This is a genomic window from Pseudarthrobacter sp. S3 (genome assembly GCF_050156905.1).
In the GTDB taxonomy this organism is placed as follows: Bacteria; Actinomycetota; Actinomycetes; order Actinomycetales; family Micrococcaceae; genus Arthrobacter.
In genome coordinates this window covers 1,298,282-1,318,160 of the sequence record NZ_CP189583.1, presented here as the reverse complement: position 1 = coordinate 1,318,160, position 19,879 = coordinate 1,298,282, and the positions used below count along the sequence as shown (strand labels likewise).

The 19,879-nt window shown below is 64.4% G+C and carries 15 protein-coding genes and 2 pseudogenes; 12 read left to right on the top strand and 5 right to left on the bottom strand.

Features of this window, described 5'->3' with window-relative positions; genetic code table 11:
- Positions 1–19: 19 nt before the first annotated feature.
- From mmsB to ACQCSV_RS06325, 9 genes and pseudogenes are all read left to right on the top strand, one after another.
- Positions 20–1,300: a multiple monosaccharide ABC transporter permease gene (gene mmsB, locus ACQCSV_RS06365; RefSeq protein WP_354153973.1), complete on the top strand. Its 1,281-nt coding sequence runs from the start codon at positions 20–22 to the stop codon at positions 1,298–1,300.
- Between the two features lie 45 nt (positions 1,301–1,345).
- Positions 1,346–2,443, top strand: coding sequence for a sugar-binding protein (locus tag ACQCSV_RS06360; RefSeq protein WP_354222340.1), 1,098 nt, complete (start codon positions 1,346–1,348; stop codon positions 2,441–2,443).
- Between the two features lie 167 nt (positions 2,444–2,610).
- Positions 2,611–3,803, top strand: a pseudogene (locus ACQCSV_RS06355) (ABC transporter permease); the annotation flags it as partial.
- Positions 3,783–4,444 (top strand): annotated as a pseudogene (locus ACQCSV_RS06350) (ABC transporter ATP-binding protein). The pseudogenes ACQCSV_RS06355 and ACQCSV_RS06350, both read left to right, overlap by 21 nt.
- A 34-nt stretch (positions 4,445–4,478) precedes the next feature.
- A complete protein-coding gene (locus tag ACQCSV_RS06345; protein ID WP_354153975.1) occupies positions 4,479–5,549 on the top strand; it encodes a Gfo/Idh/MocA family oxidoreductase in 1,071 nt (356 codons plus the stop codon).
- A gap of 192 nt (positions 5,550–5,741) precedes the next feature.
- Positions 5,742–6,650, top strand: coding sequence for a hypothetical protein (locus ACQCSV_RS06340; RefSeq protein ID WP_354153976.1), 909 nt, complete (start codon positions 5,742–5,744; stop codon positions 6,648–6,650).
- A gap of 87 nt (positions 6,651–6,737) precedes the next feature.
- On the top strand, positions 6,738–7,628 hold the full coding sequence (locus tag ACQCSV_RS06335) for a hypothetical protein (protein WP_354153977.1): 891 nt from the start codon (positions 6,738–6,740) through the stop codon (positions 7,626–7,628).
- 266 nt (positions 7,629–7,894) lie between these two features.
- Positions 7,895–9,109, top strand: a complete 1,215-nt coding sequence (locus tag ACQCSV_RS06330) for a serine/threonine-protein kinase (RefSeq protein ID WP_426939356.1) — start codon at positions 7,895–7,897, stop codon at positions 9,107–9,109.
- Positions 9,106–9,609: a hypothetical protein gene (locus ACQCSV_RS06325; protein WP_354153979.1), complete on the top strand. Its 504-nt coding sequence runs from the start codon at positions 9,106–9,108 to the stop codon at positions 9,607–9,609. The genes ACQCSV_RS06330 and ACQCSV_RS06325 overlap by 4 nt, the downstream gene beginning before the upstream one ends.
- 115 nt (positions 9,610–9,724) lie before the next feature.
- Here ACQCSV_RS06325 and ACQCSV_RS06320 read toward each other — a convergent pair whose 3' ends face one another.
- Positions 9,725–11,944 carry an NADP-dependent isocitrate dehydrogenase gene (locus ACQCSV_RS06320; RefSeq protein WP_426939355.1) on the bottom strand — a complete coding sequence of 740 codons (2,220 nt, stop codon included), beginning with the start codon at positions 11,942–11,944 and terminating at the stop codon, positions 9,725–9,727.
- A gap of 233 nt (positions 11,945–12,177) precedes the next feature.
- Positions 12,178–12,402 (bottom strand): hypothetical protein, encoded by a 225-nt coding sequence (locus ACQCSV_RS06315; RefSeq protein ID WP_354153981.1) that lies wholly within the window; start codon positions 12,400–12,402, stop codon positions 12,178–12,180.
- A gap of 280 nt (positions 12,403–12,682) precedes the next feature.
- Here ACQCSV_RS06315 and ACQCSV_RS06310 point away from each other — a divergent pair, with 280 nt between their 5' ends.
- A complete protein-coding gene (locus tag ACQCSV_RS06310; RefSeq protein WP_426939354.1) occupies positions 12,683–13,648 on the top strand; it encodes a trypsin-like serine peptidase in 966 nt (321 codons plus the stop codon).
- Positions 13,649–13,948: 300 nt separating this feature from the next.
- Here ACQCSV_RS06310 and purH read toward each other — a convergent pair whose 3' ends face one another.
- Positions 13,949–15,634, bottom strand: coding sequence for a bifunctional phosphoribosylaminoimidazolecarboxamide formyltransferase/IMP cyclohydrolase (gene purH / locus ACQCSV_RS06305; RefSeq protein WP_426939353.1), 1,686 nt, complete (start codon positions 15,632–15,634; stop codon positions 13,949–13,951).
- Positions 15,635–15,776: 142 nt separating this feature from the next.
- Between purH and ACQCSV_RS06300 the strand changes: the two genes are divergently transcribed.
- Positions 15,777–17,129, top strand: coding sequence for an MFS transporter (locus ACQCSV_RS06300; protein WP_426939352.1), 1,353 nt, complete (start codon positions 15,777–15,779; stop codon positions 17,127–17,129).
- A 20-nt stretch (positions 17,130–17,149) separates the two neighbouring features.
- On the opposite strand, the gene purN is transcribed toward ACQCSV_RS06300, so the two are convergent.
- Positions 17,150–17,713 carry a phosphoribosylglycinamide formyltransferase gene (gene purN, locus ACQCSV_RS06295; RefSeq protein WP_354153985.1) on the bottom strand — a complete coding sequence of 188 codons (564 nt, stop codon included), beginning with the start codon at positions 17,711–17,713 and terminating at the stop codon, positions 17,150–17,152.
- A gap of 39 nt (positions 17,714–17,752) precedes the next feature.
- Between purN and ACQCSV_RS06290 the strand changes: the two genes are divergently transcribed.
- Entirely contained in the window at positions 17,753–18,181 is a 429-nt protein-coding gene (locus ACQCSV_RS06290; protein WP_354153986.1) for a hypothetical protein, read from the top strand.
- Positions 18,182–18,208: 27 nt separating this feature from the next.
- Here ACQCSV_RS06290 and ACQCSV_RS06285 read toward each other — a convergent pair whose 3' ends face one another.
- Positions 18,209–19,525 carry a DUF6350 family protein gene (locus tag ACQCSV_RS06285; RefSeq protein ID WP_426939534.1) on the bottom strand — a complete coding sequence of 439 codons (1,317 nt, stop codon included), beginning with the start codon at positions 19,523–19,525 and terminating at the stop codon, positions 18,209–18,211.
- Positions 19,526–19,879: the final 354 nt, after the last annotated feature.

Genomic DNA, 19,879 nt, shown 5'->3' with positions numbered 1-19,879 from the left:
AGAAACAAGGACTGAAACAATGAACGCGCTCAAGAAGCTCTTCGGCGGAAACACCCGCCAATTCGGGATGATCTTCGCCCTGGTCGCACTGATCATCTTTTTCCAGATCACCACAGAGGGCCGCACGCTCACGTCGGGCAATGTCATCAACCTCTTCAATGGAAACTCCTACATCCTGATCCTCGCGATCGGCATGGTCCTGGTCATCATTGCCGGGCACATTGACCTCTCAGTCGGATCCGTCGCCGCGTTCGTCGGCGTTTCAGTGGCCTTGGCCATGCGCGACTGGGGCATCCCCTGGTACGCCGGCGTGCTGCTGGGCCTGCTGCTGGGAGCACTCATCGGTGCCTGGCAAGGGATATGGACGGCGTATGTTGGCATCCCGGCGTTCATCGTCACGCTGGCAGGCATGCTGCTGTTCCGCGGCTTCAACCAGTTCGTAGGCAAGTCCAACACCATCCCGGTACCAACAGACTTCCAGTTCCTCGGCTCCGGCTATCTTCCGGAAGTCGGACCAAAAACCGGCTACAACAACCTGACGCTCCTGATCGGCCTCGCGGGCGCCGCCTTCGTGATCGTCAGCGAAATCCGCCGCCGCCGTACCGCCAAGGCCCTCGGCGCGGAAGTGCCCGAAACCTGGGTGGTTGTCCTGAAGCTGGTCCTGGTCTGCGCCGCCATCCTGTACGCCACATACCTCTTCGCAACGGGCCGTCCCGGCACCTCGTTCCCCATCCCCGGACTGATCCTCGCCGTGCTGGTGGTGATCTACGGGTTCGTCTCCGCCAAAACGGTGGTGGGTCGGCATGTCTACGCCGTAGGCGGTAACCGCCACGCAGCCGAGCTGTCCGGCGTCCAGTCCAAGAAGGTTAACTTCCTGGTCATGATGAACATGTCCATCCTGGCCGGCCTGGCCGGCATGATCTTCGTAGGCCGGTCCACCGCTTCGGGCCCGTTCGACGGCGTCGGCTGGGAACTGGACGCCATCGCTGCAGTCTTCATCGGCGGCGCCGCCGTGACTGGCGGCGTGGGCACGGTGATCGGCTCCATCATCGGTGGCCTGGTGATGGCTGTGCTGAACAACGGCCTGCAGCTCCTCGGCGTCGGCGCTGACCTCACCCAGATCATCAAGGGCCTGGTCCTGCTCATCGCCGTCGCGTTCGACGTCTACAACAAGACCCAGGGAAAGAGGTCCCTTATAGGCATGATGACCAAGAACTTCACTCGCAACGCTGGTCCTTCCAACCCCCTCCAGCCCGACGAAACCACCTCCACCAAGGAAGCGATCGCCAGGGAAGTCTGAGCGTTAGCCTTTCGATTCACACCACCAAAAGAAAGAGAATCAGCAATGCGAATGATTGGTAAAGCAGGAAAGGCTGCAGCTGTCGCTGCAATAGCGGCACTGGCACTGACAGCCTGCGGCCGCGCCGACACCGGCACCAGCAGCAGCAGCAGCGGCAGCGGCGGCTTCGACCAGAGCTCCTCCATCGGCGTCGCACTTCCCCAGAAGACCAGCGAAAACTGGGTCCTGGCGGAAAAACTGTTCAATGACGGACTCTCCAGTGCCGGCTTCAAGGCGGACGTGCAGTTCGCCAACGGTGGCGTCTCTGAACAGCAGAACCAGATCAGTGCCATGATCACCAAGGGCGCCAAGGTCATCATTGTCGGTGCCATCGACGGCGCCCAGCTGGGTACCCAGCTGCAGCAGGCCAAGGACTCCGGCGCCACGATCATTGCCTATGACCGGCTCTTGCTCAACACCGCGAACGTGGACTACTACGTGGCCTACGACAACTTCAAGGTGGGTGTACTGCAGGGCCAGGCGCTGCTGGACGGAATGAAGGCTAAAAAGCCCACGGGCCCGTACAACATCGAGCTCTTCGCCGGATCCCCGGATGATGCCAACGCGAAGGTCTTCTTCGACGGCGCCATGAGCATCCTCAAGCCCAAGATCGACGACGGCACCCTCAAAGTGGTTTCGGGCCAGACAACCTTCGAACAGGCCGTCACCCAGGGCTGGAAGGCAGAGAACGCCCAGCGCCGCGCTGACACCCTGCTGACGGGCAGCTACACCACCGCAAGCCTTGACGGCGTCCTGTCCCCGAACGACACCCTGGCCCGCGCAGTCCTGACCTCAGTCAAGGCCGCCGGCAAGCCGTTGCCGATCATCACCGGCCAGGACTCGGAAGTTGAATCCGTCAAGTCCATCCTTGCCGGCGAGCAGTACTCCACTATCAACAAGGACACCCGCAAGCTCGTTGAGCACGCGATCACCATGGTTAAGGACCTGCAGGCAGGCAAGACGCCTGAGGTCAACGACACCAAGTCCTACAACAACACGGTGAAGACCGTCCCTGCCTTCCTGCTGCCGCCGGTCATCGTGACCGCCGCCAACGTGAAGACGGCCTACGTGGACGATCCGGTACTTGGCCCGCTGACCAAGTAGGCACTGCCGCACCACCGAAAGGCGGCCATCCCCACGAGGGGGTGGCCGCCTTTCGCATTTCCAGCCTCACAGCCCAACCACAGCTTCGGCCGGATGTCCGCACAGGCCCCGGCGGCAGAGCAGGACCAGTTGCCGGCCCCTCTCCGGCCCCGATCCTAGGGAGTACAGTGAGCGTCCCTGCCCGGAGTGTTGGCAATGCCTTCAGAAACAAAGTCCGAACAGCTGCGGTGGTAGCAGTTCTGGCGGTCGCCATCGGGCTTGCCCTGGCCATGCTGGTGGCCAACCAGGCCGTCGGCGCAAAAGTCCAGGAGCTGAATGCTTCCGTGGGCACGGTCCTGACCGTCAACCCCGCTGGCGGACAGGGGTTCGACGGCGGCGGCGAACCACTGACATCAGCGCAGGCCGCAACCGCGGCGGCGGTACCGAACGTAGCGGCCGTCGTCGGAACCAAAGCGCTCCGGCTCACTCACGCGACAGATGCTACGGCGCAGGCTGCCGCTGGCACCCAGGGCGGACCAGGCGGAGGCCAGGGCGGACCCGGCGGGCAGAACACAACGGCCGTGACCACCAGCCTGACCGCCGCGTCCACCAACGCCCTGCTGGGAACCAGCCTGGCGGAAAAGAACAATTTCACCGTGGGCTCAACCTCACTGTCAAGGACCAGACCTTCACGGTGGCCGGACTTTTTGACTCGGGCACAGCGATCGGAAATAACGCACTGTACCTGACCCTCCCTACGGCGCAGACCCTGGCGGCGCTTCCGGATGAGCTGTCCTCCATGATCGTCACGGTCAACAGCATGGACAACGTGGACTCCGCCAAGACCGCCCTGCAGAATGCGCTCGGTACGGACAAGGCCGACGTAACCCAGGGCCAAAGCCTGACCACAGCTGTCAGCTCGCTGGACAGCGTCAAGAACATCTCCTTTATCGCCTTCGTAGCTGCCCTGGCAACCGCCGGCCTGATCATGGTCATGCTGGTCCGCGAGCGCCGGCGCGAAATTGGTGTCCTCAAAGCCATCGGCGCCCCCAACCGCACCATCGGCCTGCAGTTCGTCTTGGAGGCCCTGGTGCTCGTGGCCATGGGCAGCGCAGTAGGCGCCGGCGTCGCCTCCTTGCCAGCGGCGGCATCGCGTCCGCGCTGATCAGCTCCAACACGACGACGGCGGCAGCCACCACCAGGCGCGCCGCACGTACTGGCGCGGCTGGCTTCCGGCGGCGCGGGTTTCCCGGGCGGCGCTGGTCTTCCCTCCGGGGGCCCCTTCGCCTGCGCTTCCCCGCTAGTGACGTCCGTCACCGCCAGCGCCTCCCCCGGTGTCATCGCGGCCGGCATTGCGGCGGTGTTCGGCGTGGCCGTCATCACCATCAAGCCGGTCAAGGATGTCAGTTTTTTCTGGAGCAGGGCACTACGGCCTCCATCGTCGGCAAAAGCGGCAGCGGCAAGAGCACACTGTTGTCCCTCCTGGGTGCGCTGGACAAACCCACCAGCGGAGACGTCGTGGTCAACGGCGTGAGCCTGGCGGGCATGCCGGACGGCAAGCTGACGGAGTACCGGCGCCGGGATATCGGGTTCCTCTTCCAGCAGTTCAACCTGATCCCGAATCTTTCCGCTATGGACAACGTCATGCTGCCCATGGAGTTCGCGGGTGTGCGCAAAGCGGAACGGCGGCAGCGGGCCAGGGACCTCCTGGAGCAGGTGCAGCTGGATACGGAGAAGCAGGTGCGGCGCATCAATCGGCTGTCCGGCGGCGAGCAGCAGCGCGTGGCCATTGCGCGGGCGCTGGCGAACGAACCCAAGCTGATCCTGGCTGACGAACCCACCGGCAACCTCGATGAGCAGACGGGTGACCACATCGTCGAACTTCTCAGCTCGCTCAGCCGTGACCACAACACCACCATCCTCGGGGTCACGCACGACAAGGCGTTGGCATACAAGACGGACCGCCGCTTCAGGCTCAAGAAGGGCAGGCTGACGGAAGAACCGGCGCGCGCCTTGGTCTGACGCCCGGACTGGTCTGAATGAGAGGATGGGCACCATGAGTGCGCCCATTGCCACACCGTGGCTGTCCAGCCAGTCCGATCCGGATCCCCGGTCTGCCACCGGAAAACGCCTGCGGTGGGGCGTCGTAGCCACCGGCGGGATCGCGCGGTCAGTATCGCAGGACCTGGCACTGCTCCCAGACGCCGAGCTCTATGCCGTCAGTTCCCGCTCACAGGGAACTGCGGAGAGTTTCGCGGCCGATTACGGTTTCGCCAAGGCCTACGGGGACGACGACGGCGTGCCCGGTTACCAGCGGCTGCTCGCCGATGGCTCGGTGGACGTTGTCTACGTCGCCACGCCGCACGCCCAGCACCACCAGATTGTGCTCGCTGCGCTCAATGCGGGCAAGCACGTCCTGTGCGAAAAGGCATTCACCATCAACGGCAGGGAAGCGAGTGAGCTCGTCGCGCTTGCCCGGGAGCGGAAACTCTTCCTGATGGAGGCTGTGTGGTCCCGCTTCCTCCCGGGCATGCAGCGGGCGTTCGAGATTGCCGCGTCCGGGGAGCTCGGGGACGTGCACTGGGTGACCGCTGACCTGGGCTTTCCCGCGCCCTATTCCTCGACGTCCAGGCTGTGGGCCAGGCAGGATGGTGGCGGCGCCCTCCTGGACATCTCGGTCTACCCGCTGCTGTGGGCGCTGGGTACGCTGGGTTTCCCGCAGACGGTCAGTGCCACCGGCTGCATTAATGACGACGGCGTGGACGCCCAGAATGCTCTGACGCTCGGCTACAACCATGGGGCCCAGGCCCAGCTGACGTCCTCGCTCCTGGCCTACGGTCCGCGGACGGCCACCGTGGCGGGCAGCCTGGGCTACCTCCAGAGCGTCAGTTCAATCAACAATCCGCGGGAACTCGTGATCGGCATCGGCCGGGAAGGGCTGCGCACGGAAACGTTCGACGTGGTTGGCATCGGCTATACCTACGAACTGCGCGAAGTGACCCGCTGCATCCAACAGGGTCTGGCCGAGAGCCCGGTCATGCTGCTGGAGGATTCCATCAAGACCATGCGGCTCTTTGACAGCGTGCGCAGGCAGCTGGGCGTCAGCTACCCGAATGATGCCCACTGAATTACCGGAATCGTCCCGTTTCGGGGCCGTGACTTTTTTGTAAACAGGATTGACACTCGCCATTCGGTTATCGATGGATGAGTGACAATTAGTAAGTATGCTGGATTTATTTTCCGTTCCCCTAGACTTGCTCCACGCCGGAGTCTTACGCTCATGAAATCGTAGGTCTCAACGGTACTGGGGGTGGTACGCATGGCTAAAGTTCGATCGCCGTGGCGTGCGCTCCGGCCGCTGCTCCTCGCAGGTGCGGTAACCGCTACCTGGCTGACACTTTCCGCGTCCGCCGCAACGGCAGACACTTCGAGGGATTCCGGGTCCCTTCAGGGCAGCGTGAATTCATCGGTTTCGTCCCTGACCGCGCCGTTGACCGGTGCCGTCCCTACCATTCTTGAAGCCGCTCCGCCTGCTCCTTCACCCACCGGACTCCTGCAACCCGGAGTGGGCATTGTGGCGGGCACAGCGGATCAGCTTATTGCCGCGGTCCCTGTGATCAATATCGTGGTTCCGGCGGGCACCGTCACGGCCGTGGCCGTCCCGGTTGCTGCAGTGGTGGATACCGCTGCAGATGACCTGATTGACACAGTCGCCCTCCCCCTCACCGACGCGGCACCGGTTCTTGAGCCGGTTCTGAAACCCGTAGTGGACCTGGTAAAGGTGACCGTTCTGTCCGCACCGGTCACACTGCCCGGGCTGGTGCCCCTTGAAGAGATTGCCGTTGCCGGCGAGATCTTGGCGGTTACGGACGCCGCTGCAGCAGGGCACGTCACACCTGATGCCGTCACGAACTCCCCCGGCTCTGCCGACAACTTGCTCGCCGTCACGGGAACGTCGTCGCTGCCGGTTCCCGCCCGCGCAGACATGCACTCAGTCCCAGCGGAAAGCCCTTGGACCACGGATCCTTCCACGCCTGCGACTCCGGCCCCGGCAGGACCTGTTTCGGGCGCAGGGAGCGGCGCCTCGCCCTCCGGCGCCTCAGGCTCTGCTGCCTCCCTGGACGAGTCCAGTTTCAACGTGCCGCTCTTAGGGGTCTTCCCCATCAGCGGATCACCAGACCATGCCCCGTCAGCGGTGTCATTCGACCCCGGTTCCTCTCCTGACTAGTTGAGCCCTCCTGCCCTTCTTCATGGGCAGAACACGGCCTCAAGGCGCTAACCAGCGCCCCAAATCAACTTCTCAGGAGAGAACATCATGAATTGCAACCTTCGCAGGGGGCTGCTCAGCACCCTCTTTGCCGGCGGGCTACTGGCCTTCGGCGCCACCGCAGCCAGCGCCGCGGACACAACGAACGGACCGGACCTTTCCGCATCCGCCCTGGTCTCAGCGGCGGCCTCCGTTGACACGACGTCGTTGGGTCTGCTGGGCGGCCCAACGCAATCGGGTACAGCGGATGTCGCTGCTGCAGTCGACGCCAATTTTGGACTCAGCGACGGCCTTCTTGGCAGCACTGACGGCAGCGGAACCGACACGACTACCGCTGACGTAGCCGCGGCAGCCGACGTAAATCTCGGAGACACCCTCCTCGGCGGCACCAACGGCAGCGAAACCACCGCCGACGTAGCTGCAGTGGTCGACGCCAACCTCGGCGGCACCAACGGCAGCGAAACCACCGCCGTTGACGTAGGTCTGGGCCTGGACACGTCCGGTGTCCTTGATGATGTGAATGTTGGTCTTGATGCATGCGTCATCATCGGCGGTGGAACCGACGGCTGTGGAACCCCGGGTACTGAAACCCCCGGTACGGAAACGCCCGGCAATGACACCACAGACCAGGGAACCGGCATAACAGGTGGCACGGACATTACGGACCCGGGAACCGGCACAACGGGTGGCACGGACGCTAGGGACCCGGGCACCGGAACCTCCGGCACTACGGGATCTGACACGACTGGCATCACCGTTCTTCCCGCCGGCAACACCACGGGTTCGGTATCTGCCGCGGTGAACACCACGGGCAGCACCCCGGGCCAGGGCGGCGCCACCATGCTGGCCAAGACGGGCATGGATGCTTCCCTGATCCCGCTCGCCCTTATCCTGCTGCTTGCCGGACTGCTGATGCGCAAGCGGCGCCGGAAGGCCTAAGCGGGCTCCGCACTCAGCGGACTGTGACGCCTAAGACCGTATACACACCGGCTCCGCCGTTCGCGGCATAGCCAGCTTTCCAATAGGAGGTGGCCACCGGAGAACTCAACTACCAGCAGTAGTCCTTGTGGCCCGAAGGCCCGGCTGAAAGTCCCAATCACTCCTCAGCCGGGCCGTCGGCGTGCCGACAGACGGCTTAACGGATGCCCTACCGGCCGGTATTATTGGGGAAGAATAGTGCCGCAGCGCACCGGGAGGAACTGGTCATGGTGGCGGATTCGCCTAGCTCCATTAAGAATGAAGTGCTCGGCGGACGCTATCGGCTGGCGGACATTGTCGGCCGCGGCGGCATGTCCACCGTCTACCGCGCCCGGGACGAGAACCTGGGCCGGGATGTCGCCCTGAAGCTCTTTGCCCCACAGGCGCCTGATGACAATGAGCTCAAGCGCCAGGAAGCCGAAATCCAACTGCTGGCAACGCTCAACCATCCCAGCCTGGTCACGCTGTTCGACGCAGGGATCGATACGCGCGTCCTGGACGAACCTCGCCCGTTCCTGACCATGGAACTTGTGGAGGGGCAGGACCTCCGCAGCCGGATCAGGCATAGTGCAGTTCCCTTGGACGAGCTTGCAGTCATCGGGGCAGGCGTTGCTGACGCACTGACCTACGTGCACAGCATGGGGATCATCCACCGTGACATCAAGCCCGGGAACATCCTGCTGGTGCAGATCCGCCCGGGCGAACCTTTGCGGCCCAAACTCACGGATTTTGGCATCGCCAGGATGGCGGATTCAGCCCGGCTGACCGCCACGGGAACTATGGTGGGCACGGCCGCCTACCTCAGTCCGGAGCAGGCCATGGGGTCCCCGTTGTCGCCCGCCACTGACATCTACTCGCTGGGTCTGGTTCTCCTGGAATGCGTCAAGCAGACCGTTGAGTTCCCGGGCAGTGCCGTTGAATCCGCAGTGGCCAGGTTGCACCGGACGCCGGAGATCCCTGCTGACCTTCCGGCGGAGTGGGCTGATCTGATCCGTTCCATGACCGCCATCGAACCGATGGAACGTCCCGTCGCGGCCGACGTTGAATCCGTTCTGCGTCAGGCCCTGGTGTCACCCGTGTCAGCACCGGGCGAGCTTGAACCGGAGACAACCCGGGTACTCCCGGCAATGCCGTTCAGGCCACCGTCCATCGCCATCACCGCTGAATCCGACCTGCCGGTGGTCCTGGCAAGCAGCACACAAAGGGACGTCACCCGCCGTTCCAACCCGCACAGCCGGGTCCCGGATTTGTCCCGTCTTCGCCACAACGGAAGGCGGTTCTGGACAGTCATCGCGTTGGGCGTTCTCTCCGCTGGAGCAGCCGTAACGGCGCTGACCTTCAGTCTGGCACCTGAGCCAACGCCCGACGTCGTTCCTTACCCCGCCGTCACCGGCACTTTGGGCGACCACCTCAAGGAACTTCAGGAGAGCGTGAAACCATGAGCAGTGCCCAGAATCACTGCTGGCCTTCTGCGGCAGCCCAGGGCCTCACTGTTGCCACAGCCGTTCTGCTGGCCGTTTCGTTGGCAGCGTGCGGCCCGGCTGAGACCGGCCTGGAACGTGATTCCGCCCGCCAACTCCAGGAACGGGTCCTCCGCGTCAGCCAGGCTGCCGCCGCCAACGACCTTTCCGGTGGGCTGGCGGCCCTGGAGAGCCTCGAGGCCGATCTCGCGTCCGCTGTAGGGAGCGGAGGGGTTACGGAGGAACGCCGGCGCAGCATCACCACGGCCGCTGCCGCTGTCCGCGCAGACCTGACAGCGGCCAAGGCCGAAGCCGACGCCGCAGCAGCAGCGAAGGCTGCAGCGGACGCGGACGCGGCCGCGGCACAAAAGAAGGCAGAAGCGGATGCCGCTGCGGCTGAGGCCGCTAAGGTGGCCACGGCACCGGCATCTCCGTCATCCGATGAAGGCAAGGGAAATAAAGGCAAGGGCAAGGACAACTAAGGTCAGACTGCGTGGACGGTTATTAACCCATCCATGCTTCATCCCGTACGAACAAAAAGACAAAAAAGCGGCGCCCAGGTTCCCTGGGGCGCCGCCTCTTTGGGTTCGGTTCCGATTAGCCCAGAGTCGCAATAACCTTGTTCAGAGTCGCAGACGGACGCATCACGGCTGAGGCCTTGGCCTCATCCGGACGGTAGTAACCGCCTACGTCCACCGTGGAGCCCTGCACCGCGGCCAGTTCGCCGACGATAGTCTCCTCGCTGGACGCAAGCTCCTTGGCCACAGCCGCGAACGATGCCGCCAGTTCCGTGTCCTCGGTCTGCTTGGCCAGTTCCTCGGCCCAGTAGCGTGCGAGGAAGTAGTGGCTGCCACGGTTGTCCAGTTCGCCGGCGCGGCGGCTCGGGGACTTGTTTTCCAGCAGGAAGGTTCCTGTCGCCTTGTCCAAGGTGTCTGCCAGGACCTGCGCGCGGGCGTTGTCCGTGGTAGTGGCCAGGTGTTCGAAGCTTACGGCCAGAGCCAGGAATTCACCCAGGCTGTCCCAGCGCAGGTGGTTTTCCTTGAGTAGCTGCTGGACGTGCTTGGGGGCCGATCCGCCGGCCCCGGTCTCGAAGAGTCCGCCACCGTTCATCAGCGGAACAACCGAGAGCATCTTGGCACTGGTGCCCAGTTCCAGGATGGGGAACAGGTCCGTGAGGTAGTCGCGCAGTACGTTGCCGGAGACGGAGATGGTGTCCTCGCCCTTGCGAATGCGTTCCAGGGTGGAGGCCGTTGCCTTCACCGGAGACATGATTTCGATCTGCAAACCCTCGGTGCCATGGTCCTTGAGGTATTCGTTAACCTTGGCGATGAGGTTGCTGTCGTGCGCGCGGGTCTCGTCCAGCCAGAACACTGCGGGCGTCTTGGAGGCGCGGGCGCGGGTGACGGCAAGCTTGACCCAGTCGCGGATGGGGGCATCCTTGGTCTGGCAGGCGCGCCAGATGTCACTAGGGGCAACCTCGTGTTCGATCAGCACAGCACCGGAGCCGTCCACGATCTGCACCGTCCCGGCTTCCTGGATCTCGAACGTCTTGTCATGGCTGCCGTATTCTTCGGCGGCCTGGGCCATCAGGCCCACGTTCGGGACGGTGCCCATGGTGGTGGGGTCAAAGGCGCCGTGGGCGCGGCAGTCGTCCAGAACAACCTGGTAGATGCCGGCGTAGGAGCTGTCCGGAAGGACCGCCAGGGTGTCGGCTTCCTGGCCTTCCGGGCCCCACATGTGGCCGGAGGAGCGGATCATGGCGGGCATGGAAGCATCCACGATGATGTCGGAGGGAACGTTCAGGCTGGTGATGCCCTTGTCCGAGTCCACCATGGCCAGGGCGGGACCGTCGTCGAGGCCCTTCTTAATGAGCGCATTCACACCTGCACGGACGTCCTCCGGCAGCTCCTCGAGGCCGCTCAGGATGGCGGCCAGGCCGTTGTTGGCGCTCAGGCCGGCAGCGGTGAGCTGCTTGCCGTAGGTCTCGAACAGTTCGGAGAAATAGGCCTTCACGACGTGGCCGAAGATGATGGGGTCCGAGACCTTCATCATGGTGGCCTTCAGGTGCGCGGAGAACAGGACGCCCTCTTCCTTGGCACGGGCTACCTGGGCTGCCAGGAACTCGTCCAGCGCCGCGGCGCGCATGACTGTGCCGTCGATGACTTCGCCGGCCAGCACGGGGAAGTCCTTCTTCAGGACCTTGACCGAGCCATCTTCGCGGACCAGCTGGATGGCGATGGTTCCGTCGGACCCGATGACCACAGATTTCTCGTTCGCGCGGAAGTCGTCAGCGGTCATGGTGGCGACGTTGGTCTTGGAATCCGCGGACCAGGCACCCATGGAGTGCGGGTTCTGGCGGGCGTAGTTTTTCACGGACAGCGGCGCACGGCGGTCCGAGTTTCCCTCGCGCAGGACCGGGTTCACAGCGGAGCCCTTGATCTTGTCGTAGCGGGAGCGGACGGCCGTTTCTTCGTCGGAGGAGGGGTTGTCCGGGTAGTCGGGCAGGCTGTAGCCCTGGCCCTGGAGCTCGGCGATGGCGGCCTTCAGCTGCGGGATGGAAGCGCTGATGTTGGGCAGTTTGATGATGTTGGCATCCGGTGACTTTGCCAGTTCACCGAGTTCAGCAAGGGCGTCGCCGATCTGCTGGTCCGGGGTGAGGTAGTCACCGAACACGGAGATGATGCGGCCTGCGAGCGAAATGTCACGGGTCTCCACCTCCACACCTGCGGTCGAAGCAAATGCCTCGATGATCGGCAAGAACGAATAAGTAGCCAGCATCGGCGCTTCGTCGGTGTGGGTATAGATAATCTTGGACATGCGCGGGCGTCTCCCTGGAGGTCGGCTGATTTTTGGAAATTTGTTCTATTTCACCTCCCTTAACTTACCCGAGGACAGGGTTTTGAACCCTACCCGCAGCCGTAGGCGCCGGTCCGTCACTGCCGGAATACAGCGTTGGAAATCACGCGATGGCGCGGCGCACACCGGGCGGCAATCCGCCGTCGCGCGGTGTCCAGGAGTTTCGGACGTAGCCCTCCAGGGCGCCAGTTCAGTCAACGCCGCCTGTGGGGAACATCACTGGGCCAGATCTGCGCATACTTGGGATCGCGGCGGCGAAGCTCCGAGGTTGCGGTGAAGGTGTGAACCGGGTCAACGTCGCGCAGACGTAAGGCTTCAGCCTGGGCTGCCAGGTCGTTGGCAGCCTCCTGCGGGTCGGCGGCGGAGAAGTGACGGCCACGGGCGGCGGACTTCTTGACTGGTCTACGGAAGGAAAACATGGCGAGGACCCCAAATCTCTAACGTGTCCGGAGCCCAGTCGGACAATCATTGCTGTGCTTCAAAATTAGTCCTGAACGTCAGTCCCCGCCAGAACCGGCGCCCGCTCTTAAGGCGGTCTGCGGGATTTTTGTGGTCAAGCTGCGGCTTTCGTGCAGGTCAGGGCCTGAACATACATGAGACGTCACTACTATTTACAAAGTTGTCATAGCCGGATAAATTCGGTAGGTCACGCGGCGGTCTCTCCAGGGCACGCCTTCACACGTTTTAGACAGGACAATAATGACGCGTACCAGGTCCTTGGCTGCCACCCTCCTGAGCCTTTCGGCGGCTGCCGTCCTAGCGCTGGTTGGCGCCGCGGGTGCAACAGCCGCCCCTTCGGCGTCGGGCGACAAGTCTGCACCATCCGTTACCAGCACTGCGGTGGACAGTACCGGGGTTGCCGATTACTGGACTGCAGACAGGATGCGCGCCGCCATTCCCGGCGACGTCCTGGCCGACAAAGCAGTGGAACGAGGCAACACCTCCAGCGCCATTTCGGTGGAAAAGGGAGCCTCCACCAAGGTCAAAGCTACCAAGGGCAAACCGACCATCGCCAAGCTTGAGGCGCCGGTGAACCACATCGGCAAGGTCTTCTTCAGCATCGGGACCACTAACTACGTCTGCTCCGGCAACGCCGTCTCCTCTGCCAACCAGAGCACGGTGGCCACCGCTGGACACTGCGTCAACGAAGGGCCCGGCGCGTTCGTCTCCAACTTCGCGTTCGTCCCGGCCTACGACAACGGCAACGCTCCATACGGCAGGTGGACGGCCAAGGCCCTGTACGCCCCCACCCAGTGGACCGCCAACGGTGACATGACCTACGACACTGGCTTCGCCGTCATGAATCCGCTCGGCCGGCAGCTCCTAACGAACGTCATAGGGGGTTCCGGTGTTACCTTCAACCAGCCGCGGGGCCTGACCTACAAGTCCTACGGATACCCCCAGGCATCGCCCTTCAACGGCGCCTCCCTCTGGAGTTGCACGGGTACGGCCACCAATGACACCAACAACCCCCAGTTCTATACCCAGGGCATCCCCTGCGACATGACCGGCGGTTCATCCGGCGGCCCGTGGTTCATCGGCAGCGGTGCGGCCGGCCTGCAGAACTCGATCAACAGCTACGGCTACAGCGGATCACCGGTGATGTATGGCCCGTATTGGGGCACTGTCATCCAGCAGACCTACGCCCGTGCGGCCGCTTCCTAAGGAATCCTCGCCCGGCGGCGAATCCGTCAGCCACAGCGAGCCCCCCCCCAGTCGCACGAGGACATCCTCGAGTACTGGACGCCGGCGCGGCTGGCGGATGCCAAGCCCCGGGATCTTCGGCTTCCGGAGGAGGGGTCCGCGCCTCAAGCAGCGGGGCGCGGATCCTCAACAAGCGAGTCCTAAGAGGCCCTTAAAGCCCGACGGCGGCTGTGCCCACCCAGGGGACAGCCGCCGTCGACGTTGGGCCCACGCCGGCAGGGTTCCTTGACCGAGCTTGCGAGGTTAGGGAGCCGGTGGGGACTAGTGGAAGAAGTGGCGTGCACCCGTGAAGTACATGGTGATGCCGGCCGCGTTGGCTGCGGCCACGACTTCCTCATCCCGCACGGAACCGCCCGGCTGCACCACGGCGCGGACTCCCGCGTCGATCAGGATCTGCAGGCCGTCAGCGAACGGGAAGAATGCGTCGGAAGCAGCGACGGCACCGAGGGCGCGCTGCGGTGCGCCGCTGGCGTTGGCGTTTGACGCACCGCCAGCACCTTCGACGTCGGACTCCACCGAAACGCCCAGCGTGTTGGCCCGCTCTACGGCCAACTTGCAGGAATCCAGGCGGTTGACCTGGCCCATGCCGATGCCAACTGCGGCACCGTGGTTCGCGAGCAGAATAGCGTTGGACTTTGCGGCGCGGCAGGCGGTCCAGGCGAAGGCGAGGTCCGCGAGGGTCTTTTCGTCAGCGGCTTCGCCGGCGGCGAGGGTCCAGTTGGCGGGGTTGTCGCCGTCGGCGTCCACCCTGTCGCTCATCTGTACCAGGACGCCGCCGGAAACCTGGCGCATTTCTGCCGGGTAGCGGCCGTAGCCGTCGGGTAGGGCCAGCAGGCGGATGTTCTTCTTCTTGGCAAGGATCTCAACGGCCTCCGGCTCGAAGTCCGGGGCGATGACAACCTCGGTGAAAATGCCGGCAACGGTCTGTGCCATGGCGGCGGTGACCGTCCGGTTGGCAGCGATGACACCGCCGAAGGCCGAAACGGGGTCGCAGGCGTGGGCCTTGGCATGGGCATCGGCGATCGGGTCTGCAGCACCCGCGGAACCAACGGCGACACCGCACGGGTTGGCGTGCTTGATGATCGCCACGGCGGGCACGGCGAAGTCGAACGCGGACCGGAGTGCGGCATCGGCGTCCACGAAGTTGTTGTAGCTCATGGCCTTGCCATGCAGTTGGTCGGCCTGCGCGATGCCGGCCGGGGCTGCCTTGTCCACGTACAGCGCAGCCTGCTGGTGCGGGTTTTCGCCGTAGCGGAGGACCTCGGAGCGCTCCAGCGACAAGCCGGCGTAGGCAGGCCAGTCGATAATGCCGTCGCCGTCTTCATCCAGGAACTGGCTGGCAGTCCAGGTGGCCACGGCGTTGTCGTAGGAGGCGGTGTGGGCGAACGCCTTGGCGGCCAGCCGGCGTCGGGTCTTCAGGTCAAAGCCGCCCTCAGCGGCGGCGGTGACCACGGAGCTGTAGAACGTGGGGTCAACAACAATGGCGACGGCGGCGTGGTTCTTGGCTGCCGATCGCACCATCGCGGGGCCGCCGATGTCGATCTGCTCAACGACATCGTCCTGCGCGGCGCCGGACTTCACGGTCTCAACGAACGGGTAGAGGTTCACCACCACCAGGTCGAAGGTTTCGATCTCCATTTTGGTCAACGTGTCCATGTGGGCCGGGACGCGGCGGTCGGCCAGGATGCCGCCGTGGACGCGCGGATGCAGGGTCTTGACGCGGCCATCCAGCATTTCCGGGGACCCGGTGACTTCTTCGACTTCCTGGACCGGAATTCCGGCCGCGGCGATCTTCTTGGCCGTGGAACCGGTGGAGACGATCTTCACGCCGGCTGCGTGCAGGCCCTTGGCGAGCTCCTCCAGACCGGTCTTGTCGTACACCGAGATCAGTGCCCGGCGGATGGGAATACGGTCGATGGATACACGGTCAGGCTGCGTGACGCTCACAAAAAGTCTCCGTCTGATCTCGCGGAACAGTACCGCGGTTGGTGGGGATAGGCCCAGTTTATCGTGTTGTGCAGGTTGACCCGCTTGCCGGCGGCAGTGTGAACGTCAGTGGGCACGGTTAGAGTTTTCACAGGAGGCTGCGATGAATACTTACACCACTGTGCCCAGCGGCGAACAGGTGGTCCAGGAACTCCCCTGGCGTTGGAAAGTTCAGGGCAGGATCTTCGTGATCGGCGGCCTCGGCTTTATGTTCGATGCGTGGGACGTGACGCTCAACGGCATCCTGATTCCGCTGCTCTCGACGCACTGGGCCCTGGCCCCCGGCGAAGTGGCCTGGGTGGGTACGTCCAACCTGATCGGCATGGCCGTGGGCGCGTTTGTGTGGGGCACCATAGCGGACACGATCGGGCGGAAGAAGGCGTTTACGGCCACGCTGCTGATCTTCTCGCTCTTCACCGTGCTGGGCGCGTTCTCCCCCGATTTCATCTGGTTCTGCGCGTTCCGCTTTATGGCCGGCTTCGGTCTGGGCGGCTGCATACCTGTGGACTACGCGCTGGTGGGCGAGTTCACACCACGCAAGCAGCGCGGGAAAGTCCTCACCGCGATGGACGGCTGGTGGCCGGTGGGCGCGGCCCTTGCCGGCTTTGTCTCAGCCGGACTCGTGGCCGTATTCGGCGACTGGCGGCTGACCCTGCTGGTCATGGTGCTGCCTGCGCTCCTCGTGTTCTGGGTCCGGCGCAGTGTCCCGGAATCTCCGCTGTTCCTCATCCGCAAGGGCCGCCGTGAGGAGGCTGCCAAGGTCATCGACGCCCTGGTGGCCGCAACCGGTGCCGAACCCCGCGCCTACAGCCTTCCCGACGCCCGGGAAGTCCCGCGACTCTCCGCGGGCAGCGCCTGGCACCAGCTGCGGCTGGTGTGGCAGTTCAACTGGAAGATCACCACCGCGGCATGGGCTTTGTTCTTCAGCATCCTGCTGGTCTACTACCTGTCCCTGACATGGATGCCGCGGATCCTGATCGGTGCGGGCTTCGCCGAATACAAGGCGTTTGTGACCACCGCGTCCATGGCGGCGGTTGGGCTTTTGGGCGTGGTTGTGGCCGCGCTGCTGGTGGAGCGTGTGGGCCGCAAATGGATCCTTGCCATCACGGGCCCGCTGTCCGCGCTGACCCTGGTGATCGTTGCGGTTGTGGTGGACATCCCGACGGCGGCGGTGTTCTGGCTGCTGGTGTTCGGCTTTGTAGTGCAGATAGCGATTCCGGTGCTCTACGCCTACGTGTCAGAGCTCTATCCGACCGAGCTCCGCGGCACTGGTTTCGGCTGGGCGTCGTCGTTTTCGCGGCTGGGGGCAGGTTTTGGGCCGCTCATTTTTGCGAACTACTTCTGGCCCGAGCTAGGTCTGGCCACATCCTTCGCCCTGGCCGGCGGGCTGGTGCTGGTGGCTGTCCTGTGGATGGCGTTCTTCTCCCCTGAGACGAATCAGCGCCGCCTCGAGTAGCTCCCGTCGTCGCCCGAAAATCAGGCGGCGGCGAGGGCAGCCAGCGTATTGACCAGGAGGCGGCGCTCCACGATCTTGATGCGTTCGTGGAGGGATTCTTCGGTGTCCCCCGGTTCAATCGCGACGGCTTCCTGGGCGATGATGGGCCCGGTATCCACCCCGGCGTCGGCCCAGTGCACCGTGCAGCCGGTGACCTTGACACCGTAGGCCATGGCATCGCGGACGCCGTGGGCGCCGGGGAAGGCGGGCAGCAGGGCCGGGTGTGTGTTGAGGTACTTGCCGTCGAAAGCTGCGATGAAGTCGGCGCTGACGATTCGCATGAAGCCGGAGGAGACCACCACGTCCGGGGCGTAGGATGCCACCCGGGCGGTCAGCGCGGCATCCCATTCGTCGCGCGTGGGGAAGGAGTTGAAGTTGACCACAAATGTCTCCAGCCCTGCTTCCGAGGAGCGTTCGAGGCCGTAGGTCCCCTCCCGGTCGGCACCCACCGCCGCGATTTCCACGTCCAGCTCCCCTCCCTTAACGGCGTCGATGACTGACTGGAGATTGGACCCGGTACCGGAAACGAGGACTACGATTCGCATGGGTCTAGCTTATGGGCACGCTCGCGTAGGCTGGAAAACATGAACAACACCCCGGAACCGGCTGGCCAGCAACGGACCAAACAGCCGCTCAGCGAGGCCGCCAAGGACTCGCTCACCAAAACCCGCAACCTGTTCCGGACCTTTATTGTTACCGTACTGGGCGCCTTCTTCGTCTACCAGCTCGACGTCAGCTACCTCTGGCTCACCGGAATCCTGACCGCCGCGAGCTTTGTGCTGGGTATCCTCCTGCTGGTCCGGTCGGCCACGCTCAAGGAGTCCAAACTTGTCCTGTTCGGCACGATCTCGGGACTGGTGGTGTCACTGATCCTGCTGCTGGTCATCCTGACGACGGCACTGTTCTTCCGCCAGGTCCAGGACTTCCAGACCTGCTCACGTGAGGCCCTCACCGACCAGGCGCTCTCCAATTGCCGGGTCCAGCTGGAAAACTCCCTGCCGGGTCTCCGGTAGCAGCCACACCAGCGGCAGCCACGACGGTCAGCGGGCCAGTTCCGCTTCCTCATCCACGTGCTGCTGGCGTTCCAGCCACGGTCCGGCCGCGTAACCGATCGCGACGCCGATGCCCACCTCCGCGGCAACCCAGAGTCCCATCCACAACGGGTCCGGTCCGATGGAGGTGAGGCGGCCCAGGCCGGCAGAGCCGCGGGCCAGCCAGGCCAGCCCCCCGGCCATCAGACCGGACACAACCCCGACCAGCGCGCCGAGGGCAAGCGTGGACACCGTGGCCGTGAACCAGCGCACGTCAATCTTGATGGAGAGCCATTCGTCGAAGTGGTTTTCGCCTTCGCGCAGGAACCACCAGCCAGCCAGGATGCCCGCCAATACCGGCACTGCCAGGGCCACGAACCCGTACTCCAGCGGACCCGACGGGATGGCAGCGAAGACCGGGATGGACGGGAGCGGCCCGGTGGCGGTGCCCAGCGGACCCACCTGCGAGCCAACGCCCAGGGCAAAACCCGAGCCCGAGACCCAGGCCAGCGCAAAAACCACCAGGTTGGGCAGGTACCCAAGCTGCGCGATGGTGAGCGCCGCACCCCCTACCGCGCCGGCGTCGAGCGCTTCATAGACAGCAATAACCAGGTTCCAGTGGATGAAGAGGTCCACCGCCAGAAGCGCACCTGCGAGCGCAAACGCCGCCAATAACGCGACACAGCCCGCCTTGGACGCGGAGCCCAAATACGAGCCGGCCCAGCGGGAATGCTGACTGGTGCGCGAGATCCAGTCCACGGCGTCGACGCCGATCAGCCGGCTCCATGAGCCGGCCTCGCGTCGGGCGCCGATCACCATGCCGAGGGCGAACGGAATCAGCGGGATGAGCATGGCGAACCAGATATTTATGACGACGTCTGCGGTGCGGCACACAAAAGCGGTGGCCGCGCCGAACGCCGCGTAGACCACCCAGGACCCGAGCAGCGCCTGCCACAGCTGGTCCGTATAGGAGGCCCGGGCCAGGCGTCGCCCCGCGCGCCAGGCGAGCAGGAACGGAATCAAAGTCAGGCCGAGAGGCACCAGGGTCAGCAGGCCGGAGCCTGAACCGACGGCCGCGCCAGACTCACCGGAGACAACGGCGAGCTGCAGCGGCACCCCGTGAATCAGCAGCCAGCCTTGGCCGGCGAGGCGGGCCAGGGCATCAAAGGCGGTGTTCTGGAACCCGGCTGTGACCCAGACGGCCACAATGGGTACCACCGCCAGGAGCGCGGAGATGATGGCGGCCTGCGCCGTTTCGAGGCCTCCCTGCAGCCACAAGGGCATGGGAAGGCCACGGTCTCCGGTCTGATCAGCGCGCAGTTTCATCGTGTCCCATGGTGTCATGGCAGGGCCGTCTGATCGGGCTTCGACAGGCTCATTCTCCCTGCGAGACGTGCCTCACCAGAGTTCGTAGTCCGCGGTGCTGATCATGAACCCGCGTCCGGTGCTGAGGTGCGCGCCGTCGTCGGGAGTCCAGCCTGTCCGGGCACCCCCGCCGGGTCACTCACCAGCAGCGCGCCGACCTCCGGCGTCCGGCTCTCCGGGACCGTGACACTGCAGGCGCTGGCGAGGAGCACAACGGCAGCCGCAAGCACGGGACGGGCGAGGAGTGGCAAGGATCGCATAAGGGTCCCAGTCCAGCAGAAGACGCCAATTCTGTCGCTGGACAGAAGTCCTCAT

Bases quoted from the DNA above. Each gene is read 5' to 3' on its own strand.
- ACQCSV_RS06310 (WP_426939354.1), top strand. From the start codon at position 12,683: ATGACGCGTACCAGGTCCTTGGCTGCCACCCTCCTGAGCCTTTCGGCG.
- ACQCSV_RS06290 (WP_354153986.1), top strand. From the start codon at position 17,753: ATGAACAACACCCCGGAACCGGCTGGCCAGCAACGGACCAAACAGCCG.
- ACQCSV_RS06325 (WP_354153979.1), top strand. From the start codon at position 9,106: ATGAGCAGTGCCCAGAATCACTGCTGGCCTTCTGCGGCAGCCCAGGGC.
- ACQCSV_RS06360 (WP_354222340.1), top strand. From the start codon at position 1,346: ATGCGAATGATTGGTAAAGCAGGAAAGGCTGCAGCTGTCGCTGCAATA.
- ACQCSV_RS06340 (WP_354153976.1), top strand. From the start codon at position 5,742: ATGGCTAAAGTTCGATCGCCGTGGCGTGCGCTCCGGCCGCTGCTCCTC.
- ACQCSV_RS06300 (WP_426939352.1), top strand. From the start codon at position 15,777: ATGAATACTTACACCACTGTGCCCAGCGGCGAACAGGTGGTCCAGGAA.
- ACQCSV_RS06345 (WP_354153975.1), top strand. From the start codon at position 4,479: ATGAGTGCGCCCATTGCCACACCGTGGCTGTCCAGCCAGTCCGATCCG.
- mmsB (WP_354153973.1), top strand. From the start codon at position 20: ATGAACGCGCTCAAGAAGCTCTTCGGCGGAAACACCCGCCAATTCGGG.
- ACQCSV_RS06335 (WP_354153977.1), top strand. From the start codon at position 6,738: ATGAATTGCAACCTTCGCAGGGGGCTGCTCAGCACCCTCTTTGCCGGC.
- ACQCSV_RS06315 (WP_354153981.1), bottom strand. From the start codon at position 12,402: ATGTTTTCCTTCCGTAGACCAGTCAAGAAGTCCGCCGCCCGTGGCCGT.
- purN (WP_354153985.1), bottom strand. From the start codon at position 17,713: ATGCGAATCGTAGTCCTCGTTTCCGGTACCGGGTCCAATCTCCAGTCA.
- ACQCSV_RS06330 (WP_426939356.1), top strand. From the start codon at position 7,895: ATGGTGGCGGATTCGCCTAGCTCCATTAAGAATGAAGTGCTCGGCGGA.
- ACQCSV_RS06285 (WP_426939534.1), bottom strand. From the start codon at position 19,525: ATGAAACTGCGCGCTGATCAGACCGGAGACCGTGGCCTTCCCATGCCC.
- ACQCSV_RS06320 (WP_426939355.1), bottom strand. From the start codon at position 11,944: ATGTCCAAGATTATCTATACCCACACCGACGAAGCGCCGATGCTGGCT.